Raw genomic sequence first — 15,781 nt, 5'->3', positions numbered from 1 at the left:
ATTCACGACGCAGGCACCTCCAGCCGGGTCGCGAACCCACCGCGTGTTGAGGAGCTGCGCAGGAACCGCGCGGTTCCGCCGAGCTGTTCGGCGCGTTCGCGGATGCCGCGCAGTCCGTTGCCCAGGGCGACGTCGGTCGCGCCCCAGCCGTCATCGGCCGCGGACAGCACGAGGTTCCCGTTCTCGCGGGTCAGCTCGATCCAGAGGTTCTCCGCCTCCCGGGCGTGCCGGATGGTGTTGGCGGCGATCTCCTGGACCGCCCGCACGAGCGCCGTCGTCCGGGCCTCGTCGGCCACGACGTCCTCCCCCACGGACAGGTGCACCGCCGGAGCGGGCACCGCGGCGACCACCCGCTCCAGAGTCTGGCGCAGGTCACCACTGTCGTCCCGCAGGTCCGAGACGACGTCGCGCACGTTGTCCAGGAGGTCGGTCGCGATGTTGCGCGCCCGGATCACGTGCTCCTGGGCGGGTGGCTCCGCGCGGTGGGCGGCGACCTCGAGTTCCAGGGCCAGCGCCGTGAGCTGATGTCCGGCGACGTCGTGCAGGTCCCGGGCGATACGCAGCCGCTCCGCGCTGCGGGTGGAGTCCGCGAGCAGTGCGCTGGTGGCGGAGAGCTGCACGTGCGCCTCCGCCAGGTCCTGGCTGACCGCCTGCTGGCGCTGCCAGCTGATGACGCTGGCGACGCTGACGATCTGGATGAACAGGTAGAACAGCGCCGTCAGCGCAGGCTCCAACCAGCCGCCGGCCGAACTGGTGGCGAACCCGGCGATGATCGTGTTGACGGCCACGAGGACGGCTGTGGCCCACCGAGGTAGCACCTGGCAGCTCAGCGCCGCACCGAAGACGAGGATCACGTTCGCGAACCCCACCCCCTGCCCGATGAGCAGGATGACGGCCACGCCGAGCACGGCCTGGACCACGAAACTCCCGACGGCCAGGAGCCGGCGCGGATGGTCGCTGAGGAACTCGGCCAGGGTGAACGCCACGAGGAACCCGACCAGCAACATCCACCACAGCCACGCCGGCCCTCGCGTGACCTGCTCGCCCTGGGCCTGCAGGACGGCCACCGGGACTCCGGTGATGAGGCCGAGCGTCACCGGCAGAGCCACGGCGAGGGCGAGCAGATCCGTACGGCGCACGAGCGTCAGCGTAGAGCGCTGCTCCCTGGGCCGACCCGTGCCGGAAGTCATGGTCGGAAGTGGTGACGGCCGGCACGCGACCGGCCGACCGCGGATTCCTAGCGTGGCAGGAGCCGCCCGACCGGGCGGGCGACGCGACGACTCGAGGAGGGGACGATGCCTGCTGCGGTGGACGTGAGCGGCATTCGCAAACGCTACAAGCGCACGGTGGCGCTGGACGGGGTGAGCCTGACCGTCGAGGAGGGTGAGACCGTCGGGATCCTGGGGCGCAACGGGGCCGGGAAGACGACCCTCGCCGAGTCGATCGCCGGCCTGCGCCGGCCGGACGAGGGGACCGTACGAGTCCTCGGACTGGATCCCGTCACGGACCGGGCACGGCTCCGGATGGTCCTCGGGGTGCAGCTGCAGCAGGCCATCCTCCACCTGGACCTCACGGTGATCGAGAACCTGCGGTTGCACCGTTCCTTCTACCCGTCCGGGCACGATCCCGAGGAGCTGCTCCGGCGCCTCGGCCTGGCCGGTTCACGGGACGCCCGGTTCGGCAACCTTTCCGGTGGCCAGCAGCAACGGCTCTCCCTGGCCGTGGCCCTCATCGGCCGGCCACGGGTGGTCATTCTCGACGAGCTCACGACCGGCCTCGACCCCGAGGGCCGGCGGAGCATCTGGCGGCTGGTCGAGTCCTTGCGGGAGGAGGGCGTGACGGTGCTGCTCGTCAGTCACGCCATGGACGAGGTCTCCCGCCTGTGCGACCGGGTCGTCGTCCTCGATGCGGGACGCACCCGGGCGGAGGGGACACCGCAGAGCCTGGTCCGGGACACGGGCGCCGAGGACCTGGAGGAGGCGTTCCTGGGCCTGATCGGTGCCGGGCCGGACGAGATCGAGAGCGTGATCGAGAGTGTGGAGGGGACGTCATGACTACCGGGTCCAGCACCTACGGCTTCGAGATCCCGACGGCGAGCAGGCCCGGCGCGGCGGCGTGGGGGCAGATGATCCTCGCCGAGGCGCGCTCGGTCATCCGGGACACCGCGGGCCTCGTGGTCCCCATCGGTCTGCCGGCCGTGCTGCTGCTGAGCCAGGCGTTCGGCACGTCTCAGGAGTCCGTGGCCGAGGCCGGCGACCGGTCGGTCCTGGAGGTCTTCATCCTGCCCATCACGCTCGTGATGGTCGTGGCGATGGTCGGGGTGGTGAACATGCCGTCGTTCCTCGCCACCTACCGCAAGCTGGGCCTGCTCAAACGACTCGCCGCGACGCCGGCCCACCCGGCCATGGTCCTCGTCGCGCAGGTCACGGTCTCTGTCGTGCAGACCGTCGTCGGGCTCGGACTGGCGCTCGGGATCGTCGGGGTCGGATTCGGCCTGGTCGGCCCGGAGGACGCGCCGGCCACACTCGGGACGCTGATGCTGGTGGCCGCCGCGATGTACGCCACCGGGATGCTCATCGGCGCGCTCGCGCCGACCACCAACGCCTCCATCGCCCTCGGCCTGCTGGCGTTCCTGGTCATGGGCGCGGCGGGCGGGATGTTCGGGGGGACGCAGAACCTGCCCGAGTCGATGGCCCGCTTCGGTGAGTGGCTACCGTTCGGGGCCGGCCTCCGGCTCCTCGAGGCGGCGTGGCTCGGAGGCGAGATCGAGGCCCGTCATGTGATCGCCCTGTCCGCGGCGGTGGTGCTCGGTGTCGCGTCCGCGGTGCGGTTCTTCCGCTGGTCGCGGTGATCCCTCCGCCCTCGGGAAGAACGCGGCGGCACCAGTCGTTGTCACGGGGAGAACAACCCGCGAGATTGGAGTGTCGTCCGTGACCACGCAGGCCCCTGCCCCCGGCAGCATCACGATGTACTCGACGAGCTGGTGCGGTTACTGCCGCCGGCTCAAGTCGCAGCTCGAGCGGGAGGGCATCGACTATGCCGAGGTGAACATCGAGGAGGACCCGCAGTCGGCGTCGTTCGTCGAGTCCGTCAACGGCGGCAACCAGACCGTGCCGACCGTGGTCTTCCCCGACGGCAGCGCGACGACGAATCCGTCGCTCAAGGAGGTCAAGGAGCGCCTCGGCGCCTGACCCGGCCCGAGTCGTCACTCCGGTGCCGACTCGTCACTCCGGTGCCGACTCGTCACTCCGGTGCCGAGTGGTCGATCGTGCACCGGCACGCCAGGCGGGGCTCGCGCCGGCGTCAGGCTCGCGCCTGCAGCGGGCCGCCGTACCAGTCCTCGATGAGCGACCGTGCGATCGAGGACCGCATCGGCAGCAGGACGTCGCCCTGCTCGACGTCGCGGGCGAGCTCGGGCCGGGTGAAGAACCGGGCGGCCGTGATCTCCACGCCGTCGACCGTGGCCTCCTCGGCCTGATCGGACAGGACCGCCCGGAAGCCGAGCATCAGCGAGGCCGGGAACGGCCAGGGCTGGGACGCGACGAACTCGACGTCCGCGACGTCGAGACCGACCTCCTCCTTGACCTCGCGCGCCACGGCGACCTCGATCGCCTCCCCGGGCTCGACGTATCCGGCCAGTGTGGAGAACCGCCGCTCGGGCCAGTGGGCCGCGTGACCGAGGAGAAGCCGGTCGTGGACGTCGGTGACCGCCATGATGACGGCGGGATCGGTGCGCGGGTAGTGCAGTGACTCGTCGGCCGTGCAGCGGCGCACCCAGCCGGCGTCGATGACCTCGGTGGGCTCTCCGCAGCGTGGGCAACGCGGGTGCCGCGCGTGCCAGGCGGCGACGGCGACGGCGGTGGTCGCCAGGCCGGCGTCGCGGTCGGTCAGGGTGTCGCCGATATCGCGCAGGTGGCGCAGCCGCAGTCCCGCCGCGAGATCGACCAGCCGAGCGTCCTCGACGACCGGGACGCCGTCCAGGTCTCGTTCCTCCCCCAACCGGTCGGGCAGGGTCAACGCGAGATAGGCGTGCTCGTCGTCGCGGCCGAGGTAGACGGCCGCGCCGGCCGTCCAGGCGTCCGACGGCAGCTCGTCCGGCCGGCGCAGGTCGAGTCCGCCCTCCGTGGTGGCGAGCAGGTCCCGCTGGAGCAGCGCCACACGGGTGGACGGGTCACCCGCCAGCCGGTCGAGCAGGCCTGGATCGGTGCGTGCGACGGCGTCGGGATCGACAGTGGTCCGGGCGAGAGGGAGCGCATCGTGCACGGGCACACCGTATGCCCGCCGATCGCCGTCGCGCGCATCCCGGTCACCGATGACACCGTGGCTGGGCCCGGACCTGCGGAAAATGAGCGGACCGGGTGTGCCCGGCCGACGTACTGTGGGTGCCGGAGCGCCGGGAAGTCTGGTCGGCGGGCGAGACGGCATGCGGCCGGAAGCCCCGAGAAGGACCGGGAGCGCCCATGCGGATCGCGCTCGTCACCGCCGGCTCACGCGGTGACGTCGAACCCTTCGCCGCACTCGCCCGCCGTGCGATCGACGCCGGTCACGACGTCGCTCTCGCCGTGCCGCAGGATCCCGGCGTCGATCTGTCCGGGCTGCCGGTGCGCCACCTCAGGATCTCGTTCCACGATCTGGTCGGCGATGCCGGCGTGTCTCCGGTCGCGGCTCTGCGCACGTTCCGGTCGACGATCCGCCCGGCGATGGCGCGGATGCTCGAGGACGCGTTGCGCACGATTCTGCAGCTGCGGCCGGACGTCGTCGTCCATCATCCGAAGGTACTCACGGCTCCGGTGGCGGCGACGCATCTGGGTGTCCCGTCCGTCGTCGTCTCGGCGGTACCGGCCCTGTCCGCGACCCGCGCCTTCCCGGCGCCCGGCGTCGTCGCCCGAGACCTGGGCGGCCCCCTGAACCGCCTGACCTATTCCGCCCTGCGCGGGTCGAGTGCGATGTTCGCCGGCGACGTGCGCCGCGCGGCCCGCCGGGCCGGGGTGAGCGGACCGGCCGACCCGCCGCACGCGTCGCTCGCCCCGGTGAGCCCCGAACTCCTCTCGCGGCCTGCGGACTGGCCCGCTTCGGCGCGCCTGACCGGGTCCTGGCCGCCCGCGACCGGCGGAGCTGCCCTGCCCGCGGGGGTGCAGGCGTTCATGGATCGCGGACCTTTCCTGTACGCCGGATTCGGGTCGATGACCGGCGGTGATCCGCTCGAACGCGCCCGGACCGTGATCGTCTCGGCTCGCGTCGTGGGCCTGCGCATCCTGCTGGCAACGGGGTGGGGCGGGTTGGCGCTGCCCCGGGACCTGGCCGGCGACGGCGACGTGCTCGCCGTCCCGGAGGTGGACCACGACGTCGTCCTTCCCCGGGCCGAGGTGGCCGTCCACCACGGCGGCGCCGGGACGGTGCACGCCGCGCTGCGGGCGGGGACACCCTCCGTCGTCGTTCCGTTCGCCGCTGACCAGGCGTTCTGGGGCGCCGCGGTGGCGGCGCGTGGCCTGGGACCGGCCCCGGTGCCGTCGACGAAGCTTTCCCGCGGACGGCTCCAGCCGGCCCTGGAACGGGCCCTGACCCAGCGCGCCCACGTGGCCCAGGTAGGCGCACGGGTGCGCGCGGAGGACGGGATCGCCGTCACGCTCGAGGTCCTGGCGGACGCGGTCGGCACCGCGTACGTGGCATAGCCGCTCATCGGACAGGCGCACGGGGACGTGGTGCCCCTCACTACGGTGAGCACGTCAGCGCCATCGAGAGAGAGCATCCATGAGCAAGCAGGCGATCATCGTCCGAGGCGGCTGGGAGGGACACCAGCCCGTCGAGACCACCGACCTCTTCCGCCCGTTCCTCGCCGAGCACGGCTACGAACTCGACGTCTTCGACTCCCCCGCGGTCTACGCCGACGCGGACCGCATGGCCGCGACCGACCTGATCGTGCAGTGCGTGACGATGTCGACGATCGAGAAGGAGGAGGTCGCGGGTCTGCGCTCGGCGATCGAGGCGGGCACCGGTTTCGCCGGCTGGCACGGCGGCATCGCCGACTCCTACCGGTCCAGTGACGCCTACCTGCAGCTCATGGGTGCGCAGTTCGCCCACCACCCCGGCCGGCACCCGAGTGAGCGCACCGGCGAGCAGTCCGACAACTACATCCCGCACCGCATCGACATCGCGCCCGAGAAGGCCGACCACCCCATCGTCCGTGGTCTCGAGTCCTTCGAGCTCGACACGGAGCAGTACTGGGTCCTCACTGACGGGCTGCTCGACGTGCTCGCCACCACCACGTTGCCGAAGCGGGAGTTCGACGCCTGGTCCGGCGAGCACACCTGTCCGGCCGTGTGGACCCGGCGGTGGGGTCAGGGGCGCATCTTCGTCGCGACACCCGGTCACCACGTCGACGTGCTCGAACACCCGTCGGTGCGCACGATCGTCGAACGGGGGATGCTGTGGGCCAGCCGCTGACCGTCGGCCTCATCGGCGCGGGCCACATCAGCGCCCAGTACCTCGCCACTCTCGCCCGCCTCGACGACCTCCGGCTCGTCGCGGTGGCCGATCTCGACGTCGAACGTGCCCGCACGGCGGCGGAACAGGCCGGCGCGGTCGGCACGACGGTCGAGGGCCTGCTCGAGCGCGACGACGTCGCCGCGGTGCTCAACCTCACCGTGCCGGCGGCGCACGCCGAGACCTCGCTGGCCGCGATCGAGGCCGGCAAGGGCGTGTACGTCGAGAAGCCGTTGGCGGCGACGACGACGGATGCGCGGCGGATGGTGGACGCGGCCGCCGCCGCGGGCGTGGTGCTCGGCGGGGCTCCGGACACGGTCCTCGGTACCGGCATCCAGACGGCCCGGGCCGCGGTGGACTCCGGCATGGTGGGCACCCCGGTTTCCGCCACCGCGACGATGGTCACGCCGGGCCACGAGCGGTGGCACCCGGCACCCGACTTCTACTACCAGCCGGGCGGCGGGCCACTGCTCGACATGGGGCCGTACTACGTGACCTCCCTCGTGACCCTCCTGGGGCCGGTGGTGCGGGTGATCGGCGCAGCCAGTGCGCTGCGCGGAGAGCGAGTCATCGGCTCGGGACCGCGTGCCGGCGAAAGCATCACGGTCTCCACGCCGAGTCACGTCACCGGTGCGCTGGTGCACGCCTCCGGCGCGATCTCGACCCTGGTGATGAGCTTCGACGGCACCGCCACCCGAGCAGCGAACATCGAGGTGCACGGTACGGAGGGGTCGCTGACCGTCCCGGACCCCAACAGGTTCACCGGACCGGTCTCGCTGGCCACGCCCCAGGACTCCTGGCGCGACCTACCCGTCTCAGCCGGCTACCGCGGCGCGGCCCGCGGCTACGGCCTGGCGGACCTGCACTGGTCGGGAGCGTTCGCGGGCGAGCCCACCGCAGGCCGGGCCCAGGGAGCCCTCGCCTTCCACGTCCTCGAGGTGATGGAAGGTGTCCTGGAGGCCGCCCGGGAGGGCCACTCGGTGACGATGACCAGCACCGTGGCCCGGCCGGACGCCGTCCCGCTCGACGACCGGTAACGCACGAGAATGCAAGGGGGTGGCGGCACGGGCCGCACCGGTTCAGGCCGGTAGCGCAGCCCCCCGGTGGGCCTCGGCGATGGTCGCCTGGCCGAGCACCCGCGTGCCGCGGTAGACCACGAGCGACTGGCCGGGCGCGATCCCGCGCAACGGCGTCGCCAGCCGAGCCTCGACGGTCTCGGCGCCGCCCTCGCGGCGGCGCCGGACGCTCGCCGCGACCGGATCGCCGTGGGCGCGGATCTGCACCTCCACGTCGATCCACTCCTCGGCCGTCACGTCGTCGGCGAGCCAGATCGCCTGGTCGGCGGTGAGTTCGTCGACACTGAGCAACTGGCTCGGTCCGACGACGACCTGTCCCTGCTCGGGACGGACCTCGAGGACGTAGCGCGGAGTGCCGTCGGGCGCGGGCCGCGTGAGCCCGAGCCCCTTGCGCTGGCCGACCGTGAAGGCGTAGGCGCCGTCGTGCTCGCCCAGGACGGCGCCGTCGGTGTCGACGATCTCGCCCGGCCGGGAACCGAGCCGGTCACGCAGGAAACCTCGCGTGTCCCCGTCGGCGACGAAACAGATGTCGTACGAGTCCGGCTTGGCGGACACGCTCAGGCCCCGCTCGGCGGCCTCGGCGCGAACAGCGTCCTTGGAGGGGGCGTCCCCGAGTGGGAAGAGGGAGCGTCCGAGACGCTCCGGACCCATCACGGCGAGGACGTAGGACTGGTCCTTGGCGGTGTCCGCGGCGCGATGGAGCTCACGGCGGTGCTGGCCGTCGGTGCCGGGCACGTCGACGATGCGGGCGTAGTGCCCGGTGCAGACCGCGTCGAAGCCGAGCGCGAGGCCGCGGTCGAGAAGGGCGGAGAACTTGATGTGCTCGTTGCACCGCACGCACGGGTTCGGGGTCCGCCCGGCCTCGTACTCGCTGAGGAAGTCGGCGACCACCGTGTCTTCGAACTCCTCGGACAGGTCCCACACGTAGTACGGGATGCCCAGGACGTCGGCGGCTCGGCGTGCGTCCGAGGCGTCCTCGATGGAGCAGCAGCCCCGAGAGCCGTTGCGGTGCTGGGCGCGGGAGCGCGACAGCGCCATGTGGACACCGACGACGTCGTGTCCGGCCTCGACGGCCCGGGCCGCGGCGACGGCCGAGTCGACACCTCCGGAGAGAGCGGCAAGCACGCGCATCAGGCGACTCCTTCCGTCGTGCGCGGCCGATGGGTGGCGTAGGCCTTGCGAGCACCGTCCACCACAGCGGGCAGGGCGGCCACGAGCGCGTCCACGTCCGCGGCGGTGGTGGTCCGGCCGAGGGAGAACCGCAGTGCGGAGCGGGCCGATTCCTCGTCGTAGCCCATCGCGAGGAGCACGTGCGAGGGCTGCTGGACGCCGGCCTGGCAGGCGGACCCGGACGAGGCAGCGATGCCGGCCATGTCCAAGCCGAGCAGGAGGGCGTCCGCGTCCGCCTCGGCGACCGTCACGTGCGCCAGCCCGGGCAGCCGGTGAGCGCCGGCCGGACCGGTGACACGAGCGTCGGGAACCGCCGCGGTCACGCCGGCGAGCAGCCGGTCGCGCAACTGTGCGAGCCGCACTGCCTCCGCCTCCTGTTCGGCCACGGCGAGCTCGACGGCGAGTGCGAGGGCGCGGGCACCGGCGAGATTGAGGGTGCCCGAGCGGACGCCGCGTTCCTGGCGGCCGCCGTGCTCGACGGCCGCGAGCGGATAGTCCCGGCGGGCGACGAGCGCCCCGGTACCGACGGGCGCGCCGAGCTTGTGACCGGTGAGCGTCAGGGCGCCGACGCCGGAGCGGGCAAAATGAACCGGCACCTTCCCGACGGCCTGGACGGCGTCGGTGTGGACGGGGACGCCTGCGGCGTCGGCCCGGGTGACGACGTCGTGGATCGGCTGGAGGGCCCCGGTCTCGTTGTTGGCCCACATGACCGAGACGACGGCGACGTCGCCGCGGGCGAGCGTCTCGTCGAGGTGGTTCAGGTCGAGCCGGCCGTCACCGGTGACGCGGAGCAGGCGGACAGCTGCGCCCTCGTGCTCACCGAGCCATTCGGCGGCCTCGAGGACGGCGTGATGCTCGACGGCGGAGACGGCGACGGCAGACAGCGCAGGGTCCGTGCCGTGGCGGGCCCAGTAGGCGCCCTTGACGGCGAGGTTGTCTGCCTCCGTGCCGCCGGAGGTGAACAGCACCTCGGCCGGTTCGGCGCCGACCGCGGCCGCGAGCTGCTCACGCGCCTCTTCGAGCCGGCGTCGCGCGTCGCGCCCCGCGGTGTGCAGCGAGGACGGGTTCCCCAGCCGGGTGAGCTCCGCAGCGTAGACCTCGGCCACCTCCGGACGCACCGGGGACGTGGCGGCGTGGTCGAGGTACGTGGTCACCGACCCAGTGTAGGGAGCCGGGTCCGCGCGCGCGTGCCGCGCACAGCCGAGGGATCGCTCCGGTTACTGCTCGGAGCGCAGGCGGCGCAGTTCCTCGACGGCCTGCGGGATGACGTCGTTCAGGTCGCCGACGATGCCGAGGTCGGCCATCTCGAAGATCGGCGCCTCGGGATCGTTGTTGATCGCCACGATGGTCTGCGCGGACTGCATCCCGGCGGTGTGGTGGATCGCACCCGAGATGCCGGCACCGATGTACAGCCGCGGCGAGATCGTCACCCCGGTCTGACCGATCTGGCTCGCGTGGTCGATCCACCCCTCGTCGGTGGCCACACGGGTCGCGCCGACGGTGGCCTCCAGCTCATCCGCCAGGGCGTTGATCAGCGTGAAGTCGCCCTCCGTGCCGCGACCGCCGGCGACGACGGTCCGAGCCTCGGCGAGCGGAGCCCGTCCGCGCGGATGCGGCGTCCGACTCAGCACGGCGACCTGACGCGCGGTCTGCGAGAAGTCCACCGGCACGTCGAGGACCTGCGGCGTCGTCGGCTCGTCGACCTCCTCGGCCTCGATCACGGTCGGCTTGAGTGCCAGCACAGGGGTGCCGCGGACCACGCGGCACGTGGTGTCCCAGGAGCCCTGCAGCACGGTCTTGGACGCGAGCAGCCCGTCCTCGTCCACCGTGATGCCGGTGGCGTCGACGATCGCACCGGAGTCGAACGCGACCGCCAGGCGCGCGGCGAGCTCCTTGCCGGCGAAGGAGGAGACCATCAGCACCGCCTCAGGGTGCGCGGCCGCCGACGCCGCCAGGACGGCTTCGGCCGCCACGGCGGAAACCGTGGACGAGAGGTCGCCGAGCTGCGGGGCGTACACGGCCGCGACGCCGTAGCGCCCGAGCGCCGTCACGTCGGGTGCGTCCAGCGAGATGGCGACCACGTCGGCGGAGGTGAGGGCGCGCGCCTGGGTGAGCACCTCGGCGGACGGGGTGGTCAGTGCGCCGTCGAGATGGTCAACGACGACGGCGACAGGTCCGGTCAGTCGTGTCATGAGTCCGTCACACCAGCTTGTTCTCGACGAGGTAGGCGGCCAGGCGGCGCCCGCCGTCGCCGGTGTCGTTGAGGATGCGCCCGGCCTCACGGAGCGGCCGCGGCTCGGCGGTGACGACGGCGGTTCCGGTCAGCTCGCCCAGATCCGTGCCGCCGTCGAGATCGTCCAACAACCACGTCTCGACCGGCTTCTTCCGTGCCGACATCAACGACATCGCGCCCGGGATCCGCGGCTCGTTGAGCTGATCGGTCACCGAGACCAGCGCCGGCAGGCGCGCCGTCTGCTCCTCCTCCGCCTCGCCGATGCTGCGGGTGATCGTCAGCGCGTCGCCTTCCAGATGTCCGATCCGGGAGGCCAGCGTCAGCGCCGGGCGGTCGAGGAGCGCGGCGAGGGCCGCCGGAAGCATGGAGGTCAGCCCGTCCATGGTGGCCATGCCGGTGACCACGAGGTCGATCGGCCCGGAGCGTTCGATGGTCCGGATCGCGGCAGCGAGCACCTTGGCCGTGCCGACGACGTCGGCCCCGGCCACCCGTTCGTCGCAGACGTGCACCCCCGAGTCGACCCCCATCTGCAGGGCGCGGCGCACGGCGTCGACGGCGTCGCCCGGGCCCACGGTGAGGGCGATGACCTCGGCCTGCTCCACCTCCGCGAGCGCGACGGCGGCCTCGACAGCGTTCTCGTCGAGCTCGTTGATCGCATCGTCGAGGCCGCGGACCAGGTGCCCGTCGGAGTCCAGCGAGCGCTCGGACTGCAGGTCCGGGACGTACTTGACGCACACGACGATCCGCATGGCACCAGAGTGCCACCCAGGCGGTCGCGGGGCGGAATCGTGGCGACGCCGTTCCGAGGGATGGACGCGGTCCGACCGGCCGTCGCGCGGGGCCGACGTGAGCACCGGCACACGCGGGATGAGCGAGGCGTGCGGGCGCGTGGAGTTCAATGGTGGGCTATGACTGTTCCCGGCACCTCCCGTCCCGCGGCTGCCCCGGCGCCGGCGGCGGACCCGCGACGCCTGGGTGTGCATCTGACCGGTGACGGCGCCGACGTCGCCGTCCACGCCGCGCACGCGAACCGGGTGGAGCTGTGCCTGCTGGGCGAGGCACGTGAGGACGGCACCCGGCCGGAGGAGCGGGTGTCCCTGCTCGGCCCGGTCGACGGGATCTGGCATGGGCACGTCCCCGGGATCGAGGCCGGCCAGCGCTACGGCTTCCGGGTCCACGGGCCGTGGGACCCGGACGCCGGCCTGCGGCACAATCCGGCCAAGCTGCTGCTGGATCCGTACGCGCGCGCGGTCGACGGCGAGATCCGCCTCGACCCGGCGATCTACGGGCACGTGGCCGACGACCGCCTGGCCCCGGTCCGCGCCGAGCCGGACGGACGGGACTCGGCCCCCTATGTCGCCCCCGGTGTCGTCGTCGAGGAGTGCGCGGCAGAACCCGGTCCGGGCATCGGGTGGGAGGACACCGTCCTGTACGAGGCGCACGTCCGCGGGCTGACCATGCAGCTGCCCGGCGTACCGCAGCACCTGCGCGGCACCTACGCCGGTGTGGCCCACCCGGCCACCATCGCGCACCTCAAACAGCTGGGCGTGACCACGATCGAGCTCCTGCCGATCCACGCGAAGTTCCCCGAACCGTTCCTCACCGCCAAGGGTCTGACGAACTACTGGGGCTACAACACGCTCGCGTTCTTCGCCCCCGAGCCCTCCTATGCCACACGTTCCTCGCGCGCGGCAGGACCGGAAGCGGTGCTGGACGAGGTCCGCGGCATGGTCTCGCTGCTGCACGAGGCGGGCCTGGAGATCGTGCTCGACGTCGTCTACAACCACACCTGCGAGGGCGGGGCGGACGGCCCGACGCTCAGCCTGCGCGGGTTGGACAACGCCGGCTACTACCTGCACGACGACGGCGCCCCGGGCCGGCTGGTGGACGTCACCGGCTGCGGCAACTCCCTGGACTTCCGCCGGACCCGCGTGGTCCAGCTCGCGCTGGACTCACTGCGGTACTGGGCGGGCGAGGTCGGCGTCGACGGTTTCCGGTTCGACCTCGCCGTCACCCTCGGACGGGACGGCGCCCGCTTCAGCCCTCGCCACCCGTTCCTCGTGGCATTGGCGACCGATCCGCTGTTGCGCACGAAGAAACTCATCACCGAACCGTGGGACCTCGGGCCGGACGGATGGCGCACCGGCCAGTTCCCGGCGCCGACGGCGGACTGGAACGACCGCTTCCGTAACGCCACGCGCGGCTTCTGGCTCTCCGACCCGCGGGAGGCCTCGCGGGGACATGTCACCGGCCATCTGCGCGAACTCGCGACGCGGCTGTCCGGCAGTGCGGACCTGTTCGGGCATGGTGAGGTGCCGGGTGGCCGCGGACCGCTGGGCTCGGTCAACTTCGTCACCGCGCACGACGGCTTCACCCTGGCGGACCTGGTCACCTACGACCACAAACGCAACGCCGCCAACCTCGAGGGCAACCGCGACGGAACCGACGACAACCGGTCCTGGCACCACGGCGTGGAAGGGCCGGTGGCGCCGGACTCGCCCGCCGCCGAGATCGTCCCGGTCCGGGAACGGTCCATGCGCAACCTGCTCGGGACGTTGCTGATCTCGGCGGGCGTGCCGATGCTCACCGCGGGCGACGAGATCGGCCGCAGCCAGGGCGGGAACAACAACGCCTACTGCCAGGACAACGAGATCTCCTGGATCGCGTGGGAGACCACCGGCTGGCGCGGGGATCTGCTCGCGACCGCGACCTCCCTCCTGCGGCTGCGGCGCGAGCACCCGGTGCTGCGGCCCGACCGATTCGCCACCGGCGCGCGTCTCGACGGCGACGACGTCCCGGACCTGTCCTGGTACGACGAGACCGGCGCACCGATGACGCCGGAGGCATGGCACGAACCGCAGCGCCGGGTCCTGGTGATGCACCGATCCGGGGCGCCGTGGGGGGACGCCGACGCGCTCGTCGTCCTCAACGGCTCGCTCGACGAACGCCGCGTGCAGCTGCCGCCCGGCCGCGGCGGCGACTACGAGCTCGTCTGGGACTCGGCCTGGGACCATCCTGACGAGCGCGAACCCACCGACGAGTCGGGCAATGGCCACCACGTCCCGCCGGGCGGTGCCGTGGAGATGGAGTCGCTGAGCATGCGGGTCTACCTCGTGCCGCGGCTAGAGTGAGGACCCTGATGACCGACCAGCACACCGACACCCCGGCCGGCCACGCCGCCGCGGAGACCACCGACCTGGCCACCACGACCTCGGACGCCTCGCTCGAGCGGACCCGGCTGCGCAGCGCGCAGATCGAGGAGGAGCTCGCCGGCGATCCCGGGAGGTTCCGGATCCTCACGGGTGACCGCCCGACGGGCAACCTGCACATCGGCCACTACTTCGGCTCCCTGCGCAACCGGGTGCGGCTCCAGCAGGCCGGCGTCGAGACCTTCGTCCTCATCGCCGACTACCAGGTCATCACCGACCGCGACGGCGTCGGACCCATCCGCGAGCGCGTGCTGTCCCTCCTCGCGGACTACCTGGCGATCGGCATCGACCCCGAGGCGGGGACGATCTTCACGCACTCGGCCGTGCCGGCGCTGAACCAGCTCATGCTGCCGTTCCTGTCGCTGGTCACCGACGCCGAGCTCCGCCGCAACCCGACGGTCAAGTCCGAGCTGGACGCCACCGGGGACCGCCCGATGTCCGGGCTGCTGCTCACCTACCCCGTCCACCAGGCGGCGGACATCCTCTTCTGCAAGGCGAACCTGGTGCCGGTGGGCAAGGACCAGCTCCCCCACCTGGAGCAGGCCCGCGTCATCGCGCGCCGGTTCGACGAACGCTACGGCCGTGCCGGCGACGGCGAGCAGCCGGTCTTCCCGCGGCCGGAGGCACTGCTGTCCGAGGCCGCCAGCCTGCTGGGCACGGACGGGCAGAAGATGAGCAAGTCACGCGGGAACACGATCGAGCTCGGGATGGACGCCGACACGACGGCGCAGCGGCTGAAGAAGGCGGTCACCGACCCCGACCGGCACATCACCTACGACCCGGTCGGGCGCCCGGAGGTGTCCAACCTCGTGCTGCTCGCCGCGCTGGCGAGCGGTCGCAGGCCGGAGGACGTCGCCGCCGAGATCGGCGACGGTGGCGGCGGGACGCTGAAGAAGGTCGCCACGGAGGCGATCAACGAGATGCTGGCGCCGGTCCGGGCACGTCGCGCCGAGCTCGCGGCCGACCCGGGTTACCTGCTCCAGGTGCTGCGCCGCGGGAACGAGCGTGCGAGCGCTATCGCAGACGCCACGCTGACCGAGGTCCGCGAGGCCATGCAGATGGTGTACTGACCGGCGCGAACGCTCACCTCAGGGGTGCAACACAGCTCCCTTGGTGACCTTGTCGACGGGGTTGCGCTCGCCGACCACCGCCAGCCCGACGAGGTCGAGCTCGGCGCCCGTCTTGGCCGCGACGACGGCGCGGTTGTCGGCGTCGTTACCGGTGGCGAACATGCCGGCGTCGTAGACGCTCATCGCGAGACCACGCTCGATCGCCCGGCCCCGGGAGGCGGCGAGTTGGTCGGCGCTCGCCGTCAGCACGGACACCGGGTGCCCCAGGAGCGGGAGGTAGTGTGCGCCGTCGGCGTCGCCGTACGGGGCGCCCATGAGATCCGGCCGGGCAGCCGCGATGCCGCTGATCAGGAAGGCGGCGACGTTCAACTCCTGCCACGGCAGCAGGTCCTCGCGCAGCAGCACGGCGATCTTGGGGCGCTTCAGCGGAAGCGCCTGTCCGGTCGGTGCGGCGGTGGTCTCGCTCGCGGCCGTCTCGGGAACGGACGTCTCGGGCACGGTGGTCTCGGTCGTATCGGTCACGTCTCGATCGTGCCCCGC

Annotated in this window: 15 protein-coding genes; 8 read left to right on the top strand and 7 right to left on the bottom strand. The window is 72.4% G+C overall.

The features are described from left to right. Window positions 1-2: 2 nt before the first annotated feature. Window positions 3-1,139 carry a sensor histidine kinase gene (locus ACFSE6_RS03430; RefSeq protein ID WP_388002291.1) on the bottom strand — a complete coding sequence of 379 codons (1,137 nt, stop codon included), beginning with the start codon at window positions 1,137-1,139 and terminating at the stop codon, window positions 3-5. A gap of 156 nt (window positions 1,140-1,295) precedes the next feature. Here ACFSE6_RS03430 and ACFSE6_RS03425 point away from each other — a divergent pair, with 156 nt between their 5' ends. The 3 genes from ACFSE6_RS03425 to ACFSE6_RS03415 all read left to right on the top strand — a co-directional run bounded on the left by ACFSE6_RS03425 (window position 1,296) and on the right by ACFSE6_RS03415 (window position 3,191). Next, window positions 1,296-2,054 carry an ABC transporter ATP-binding protein gene (locus tag ACFSE6_RS03425; RefSeq protein WP_388002290.1) on the top strand — a complete coding sequence of 253 codons (759 nt, stop codon included), beginning with the start codon at window positions 1,296-1,298 and terminating at the stop codon, window positions 2,052-2,054. After that, on the top strand, window positions 2,051-2,851 hold the full coding sequence (locus tag ACFSE6_RS03420) for an ABC transporter permease (protein WP_388002289.1): 801 nt from the start codon (window positions 2,051-2,053) through the stop codon (window positions 2,849-2,851). Before ACFSE6_RS03425 ends, ACFSE6_RS03420 begins: the two co-directional genes overlap by 4 nt. Before the next feature lie 115 nt (window positions 2,852-2,966). Next, on the top strand, window positions 2,967-3,191 hold the full coding sequence (locus ACFSE6_RS03415) for a mycoredoxin (RefSeq protein ID WP_465254112.1): 225 nt from the start codon (window positions 2,967-2,969) through the stop codon (window positions 3,189-3,191). 112 nt (window positions 3,192-3,303) lie between these two features. Here ACFSE6_RS03415 and nudC read toward each other — a convergent pair whose 3' ends face one another. Then, entirely contained in the window at window positions 3,304-4,263 is a 960-nt protein-coding gene (gene nudC / locus ACFSE6_RS03410; protein WP_388002287.1) for an NAD(+) diphosphatase, read from the bottom strand. A gap of 197 nt (window positions 4,264-4,460) precedes the next feature. Here nudC and ACFSE6_RS03405 point away from each other — a divergent pair, with 197 nt between their 5' ends. From ACFSE6_RS03405 to ACFSE6_RS03395, 3 genes are all read left to right on the top strand, one after another. After that, window positions 4,461-5,672 carry a glycosyltransferase gene (locus ACFSE6_RS03405; RefSeq protein WP_388002286.1) on the top strand — a complete coding sequence of 404 codons (1,212 nt, stop codon included), beginning with the start codon at window positions 4,461-4,463 and terminating at the stop codon, window positions 5,670-5,672. Between the two features lie 79 nt (window positions 5,673-5,751). Beyond that, window positions 5,752-6,444, top strand: a complete 693-nt coding sequence (locus tag ACFSE6_RS03400; protein WP_388002285.1) for a ThuA domain-containing protein — start codon at window positions 5,752-5,754, stop codon at window positions 6,442-6,444. Then, the gene (locus ACFSE6_RS03395) at window positions 6,429-7,520 is read left to right on the top strand and encodes a Gfo/Idh/MocA family protein (RefSeq protein ID WP_388002284.1); all 1,092 of its coding nucleotides are present in this window, start codon (window positions 6,429-6,431) and stop codon (window positions 7,518-7,520) included. Before ACFSE6_RS03400 ends, ACFSE6_RS03395 begins: the two co-directional genes overlap by 16 nt. Window positions 7,521-7,562: 42 nt before the next feature. Here ACFSE6_RS03395 and mnmA read toward each other — a convergent pair whose 3' ends face one another. The 4 genes from mnmA to ACFSE6_RS03375 all read right to left on the bottom strand — a co-directional run bounded on the left by mnmA (window position 7,563) and on the right by ACFSE6_RS03375 (window position 11,711). Then, a complete protein-coding gene (gene mnmA, locus ACFSE6_RS03390; protein WP_388002283.1) occupies window positions 7,563-8,690 on the bottom strand; it encodes a tRNA 2-thiouridine(34) synthase MnmA in 1,128 nt (375 codons plus the stop codon). Beyond that, window positions 8,690-9,883 (bottom strand): cysteine desulfurase family protein, encoded by a 1,194-nt coding sequence (locus tag ACFSE6_RS03385; protein WP_388002282.1) that lies wholly within the window; start codon window positions 9,881-9,883, stop codon window positions 8,690-8,692. Before ACFSE6_RS03385 ends, mnmA begins: the two co-directional genes overlap by 1 nt. Before the next feature lie 63 nt (window positions 9,884-9,946). Then, on the bottom strand, window positions 9,947-10,921 hold the full coding sequence (locus ACFSE6_RS03380) for an electron transfer flavoprotein subunit alpha/FixB family protein (protein ID WP_388002281.1): 975 nt from the start codon (window positions 10,919-10,921) through the stop codon (window positions 9,947-9,949). Between the two features lie 7 nt (window positions 10,922-10,928). Next, window positions 10,929-11,711, bottom strand: coding sequence for an electron transfer flavoprotein subunit beta/FixA family protein (locus ACFSE6_RS03375; protein ID WP_388002280.1), 783 nt, complete (start codon window positions 11,709-11,711; stop codon window positions 10,929-10,931). A 159-nt stretch (window positions 11,712-11,870) separates the two neighbouring features. On the opposite strand from ACFSE6_RS03375, the gene glgX reads away from it, so the two are divergent. Continuing rightward, on the top strand, window positions 11,871-14,093 hold the full coding sequence (gene glgX, locus ACFSE6_RS03370; protein ID WP_388002279.1) for a glycogen debranching protein GlgX: 2,223 nt from the start codon (window positions 11,871-11,873) through the stop codon (window positions 14,091-14,093). A gap of 8 nt (window positions 14,094-14,101) precedes the next feature. Next, entirely contained in the window at window positions 14,102-15,241 is a 1,140-nt protein-coding gene (trpS, locus tag ACFSE6_RS03365) for a tryptophan--tRNA ligase (RefSeq protein ID WP_388002278.1), read from the top strand. 18 nt (window positions 15,242-15,259) lie between these two features. Here trpS and ACFSE6_RS03360 read toward each other — a convergent pair whose 3' ends face one another. Continuing rightward, window positions 15,260-15,763 (bottom strand): DUF2000 family protein, encoded by a 504-nt coding sequence (locus ACFSE6_RS03360; RefSeq protein WP_388002277.1) that lies wholly within the window; start codon window positions 15,761-15,763, stop codon window positions 15,260-15,262. Between the last annotated feature and the right edge of the window lie 18 nt (window positions 15,764-15,781).

Source organism: Georgenia deserti, from assembly GCF_042680605.1.
GTDB classification, from domain to species: Bacteria; Actinomycetota; Actinomycetes; order Actinomycetales; family Actinomycetaceae; genus Allobogoriella; species Allobogoriella deserti.
The sequence above is the reverse complement of the archived record's forward strand: the minus strand, read 5'-3'. Positions and strand labels throughout refer to the sequence as shown.

What these genes read in the sequence shown, in the direction of transcription:
- ACFSE6_RS03405 (WP_388002286.1), top strand. Translation starts at nt 4,461, where the DNA reads ATGCGGATCGCGCTCGTCACCGCCGGCTCACGCGGTGACGTCGAACCC.
- ACFSE6_RS03400 (WP_388002285.1), top strand. Translation starts at nt 5,752, where the DNA reads ATGAGCAAGCAGGCGATCATCGTCCGAGGCGGCTGGGAGGGACACCAG.
- ACFSE6_RS03375 (WP_388002280.1), bottom strand. Translation starts at nt 11,711, where the DNA reads ATGCGGATCGTCGTGTGCGTCAAGTACGTCCCGGACCTGCAGTCCGAG.
- trpS (WP_388002278.1), top strand. Translation starts at nt 14,102, where the DNA reads ATGACCGACCAGCACACCGACACCCCGGCCGGCCACGCCGCCGCGGAG.
- ACFSE6_RS03425 (WP_388002290.1), top strand. Translation starts at nt 1,296, where the DNA reads ATGCCTGCTGCGGTGGACGTGAGCGGCATTCGCAAACGCTACAAGCGC.
- glgX (WP_388002279.1), top strand. Translation starts at nt 11,871, where the DNA reads ATGACTGTTCCCGGCACCTCCCGTCCCGCGGCTGCCCCGGCGCCGGCG.
- ACFSE6_RS03380 (WP_388002281.1), bottom strand. Translation starts at nt 10,921, where the DNA reads ATGACACGACTGACCGGACCTGTCGCCGTCGTCGTTGACCATCTCGAC.
- ACFSE6_RS03420 (WP_388002289.1), top strand. Translation starts at nt 2,051, where the DNA reads ATGACTACCGGGTCCAGCACCTACGGCTTCGAGATCCCGACGGCGAGC.
- ACFSE6_RS03415 (WP_465254112.1), top strand. Translation starts at nt 2,967, where the DNA reads ATGTACTCGACGAGCTGGTGCGGTTACTGCCGCCGGCTCAAGTCGCAG.
- mnmA (WP_388002283.1), bottom strand. Translation starts at nt 8,690, where the DNA reads ATGCGCGTGCTTGCCGCTCTCTCCGGAGGTGTCGACTCGGCCGTCGCC.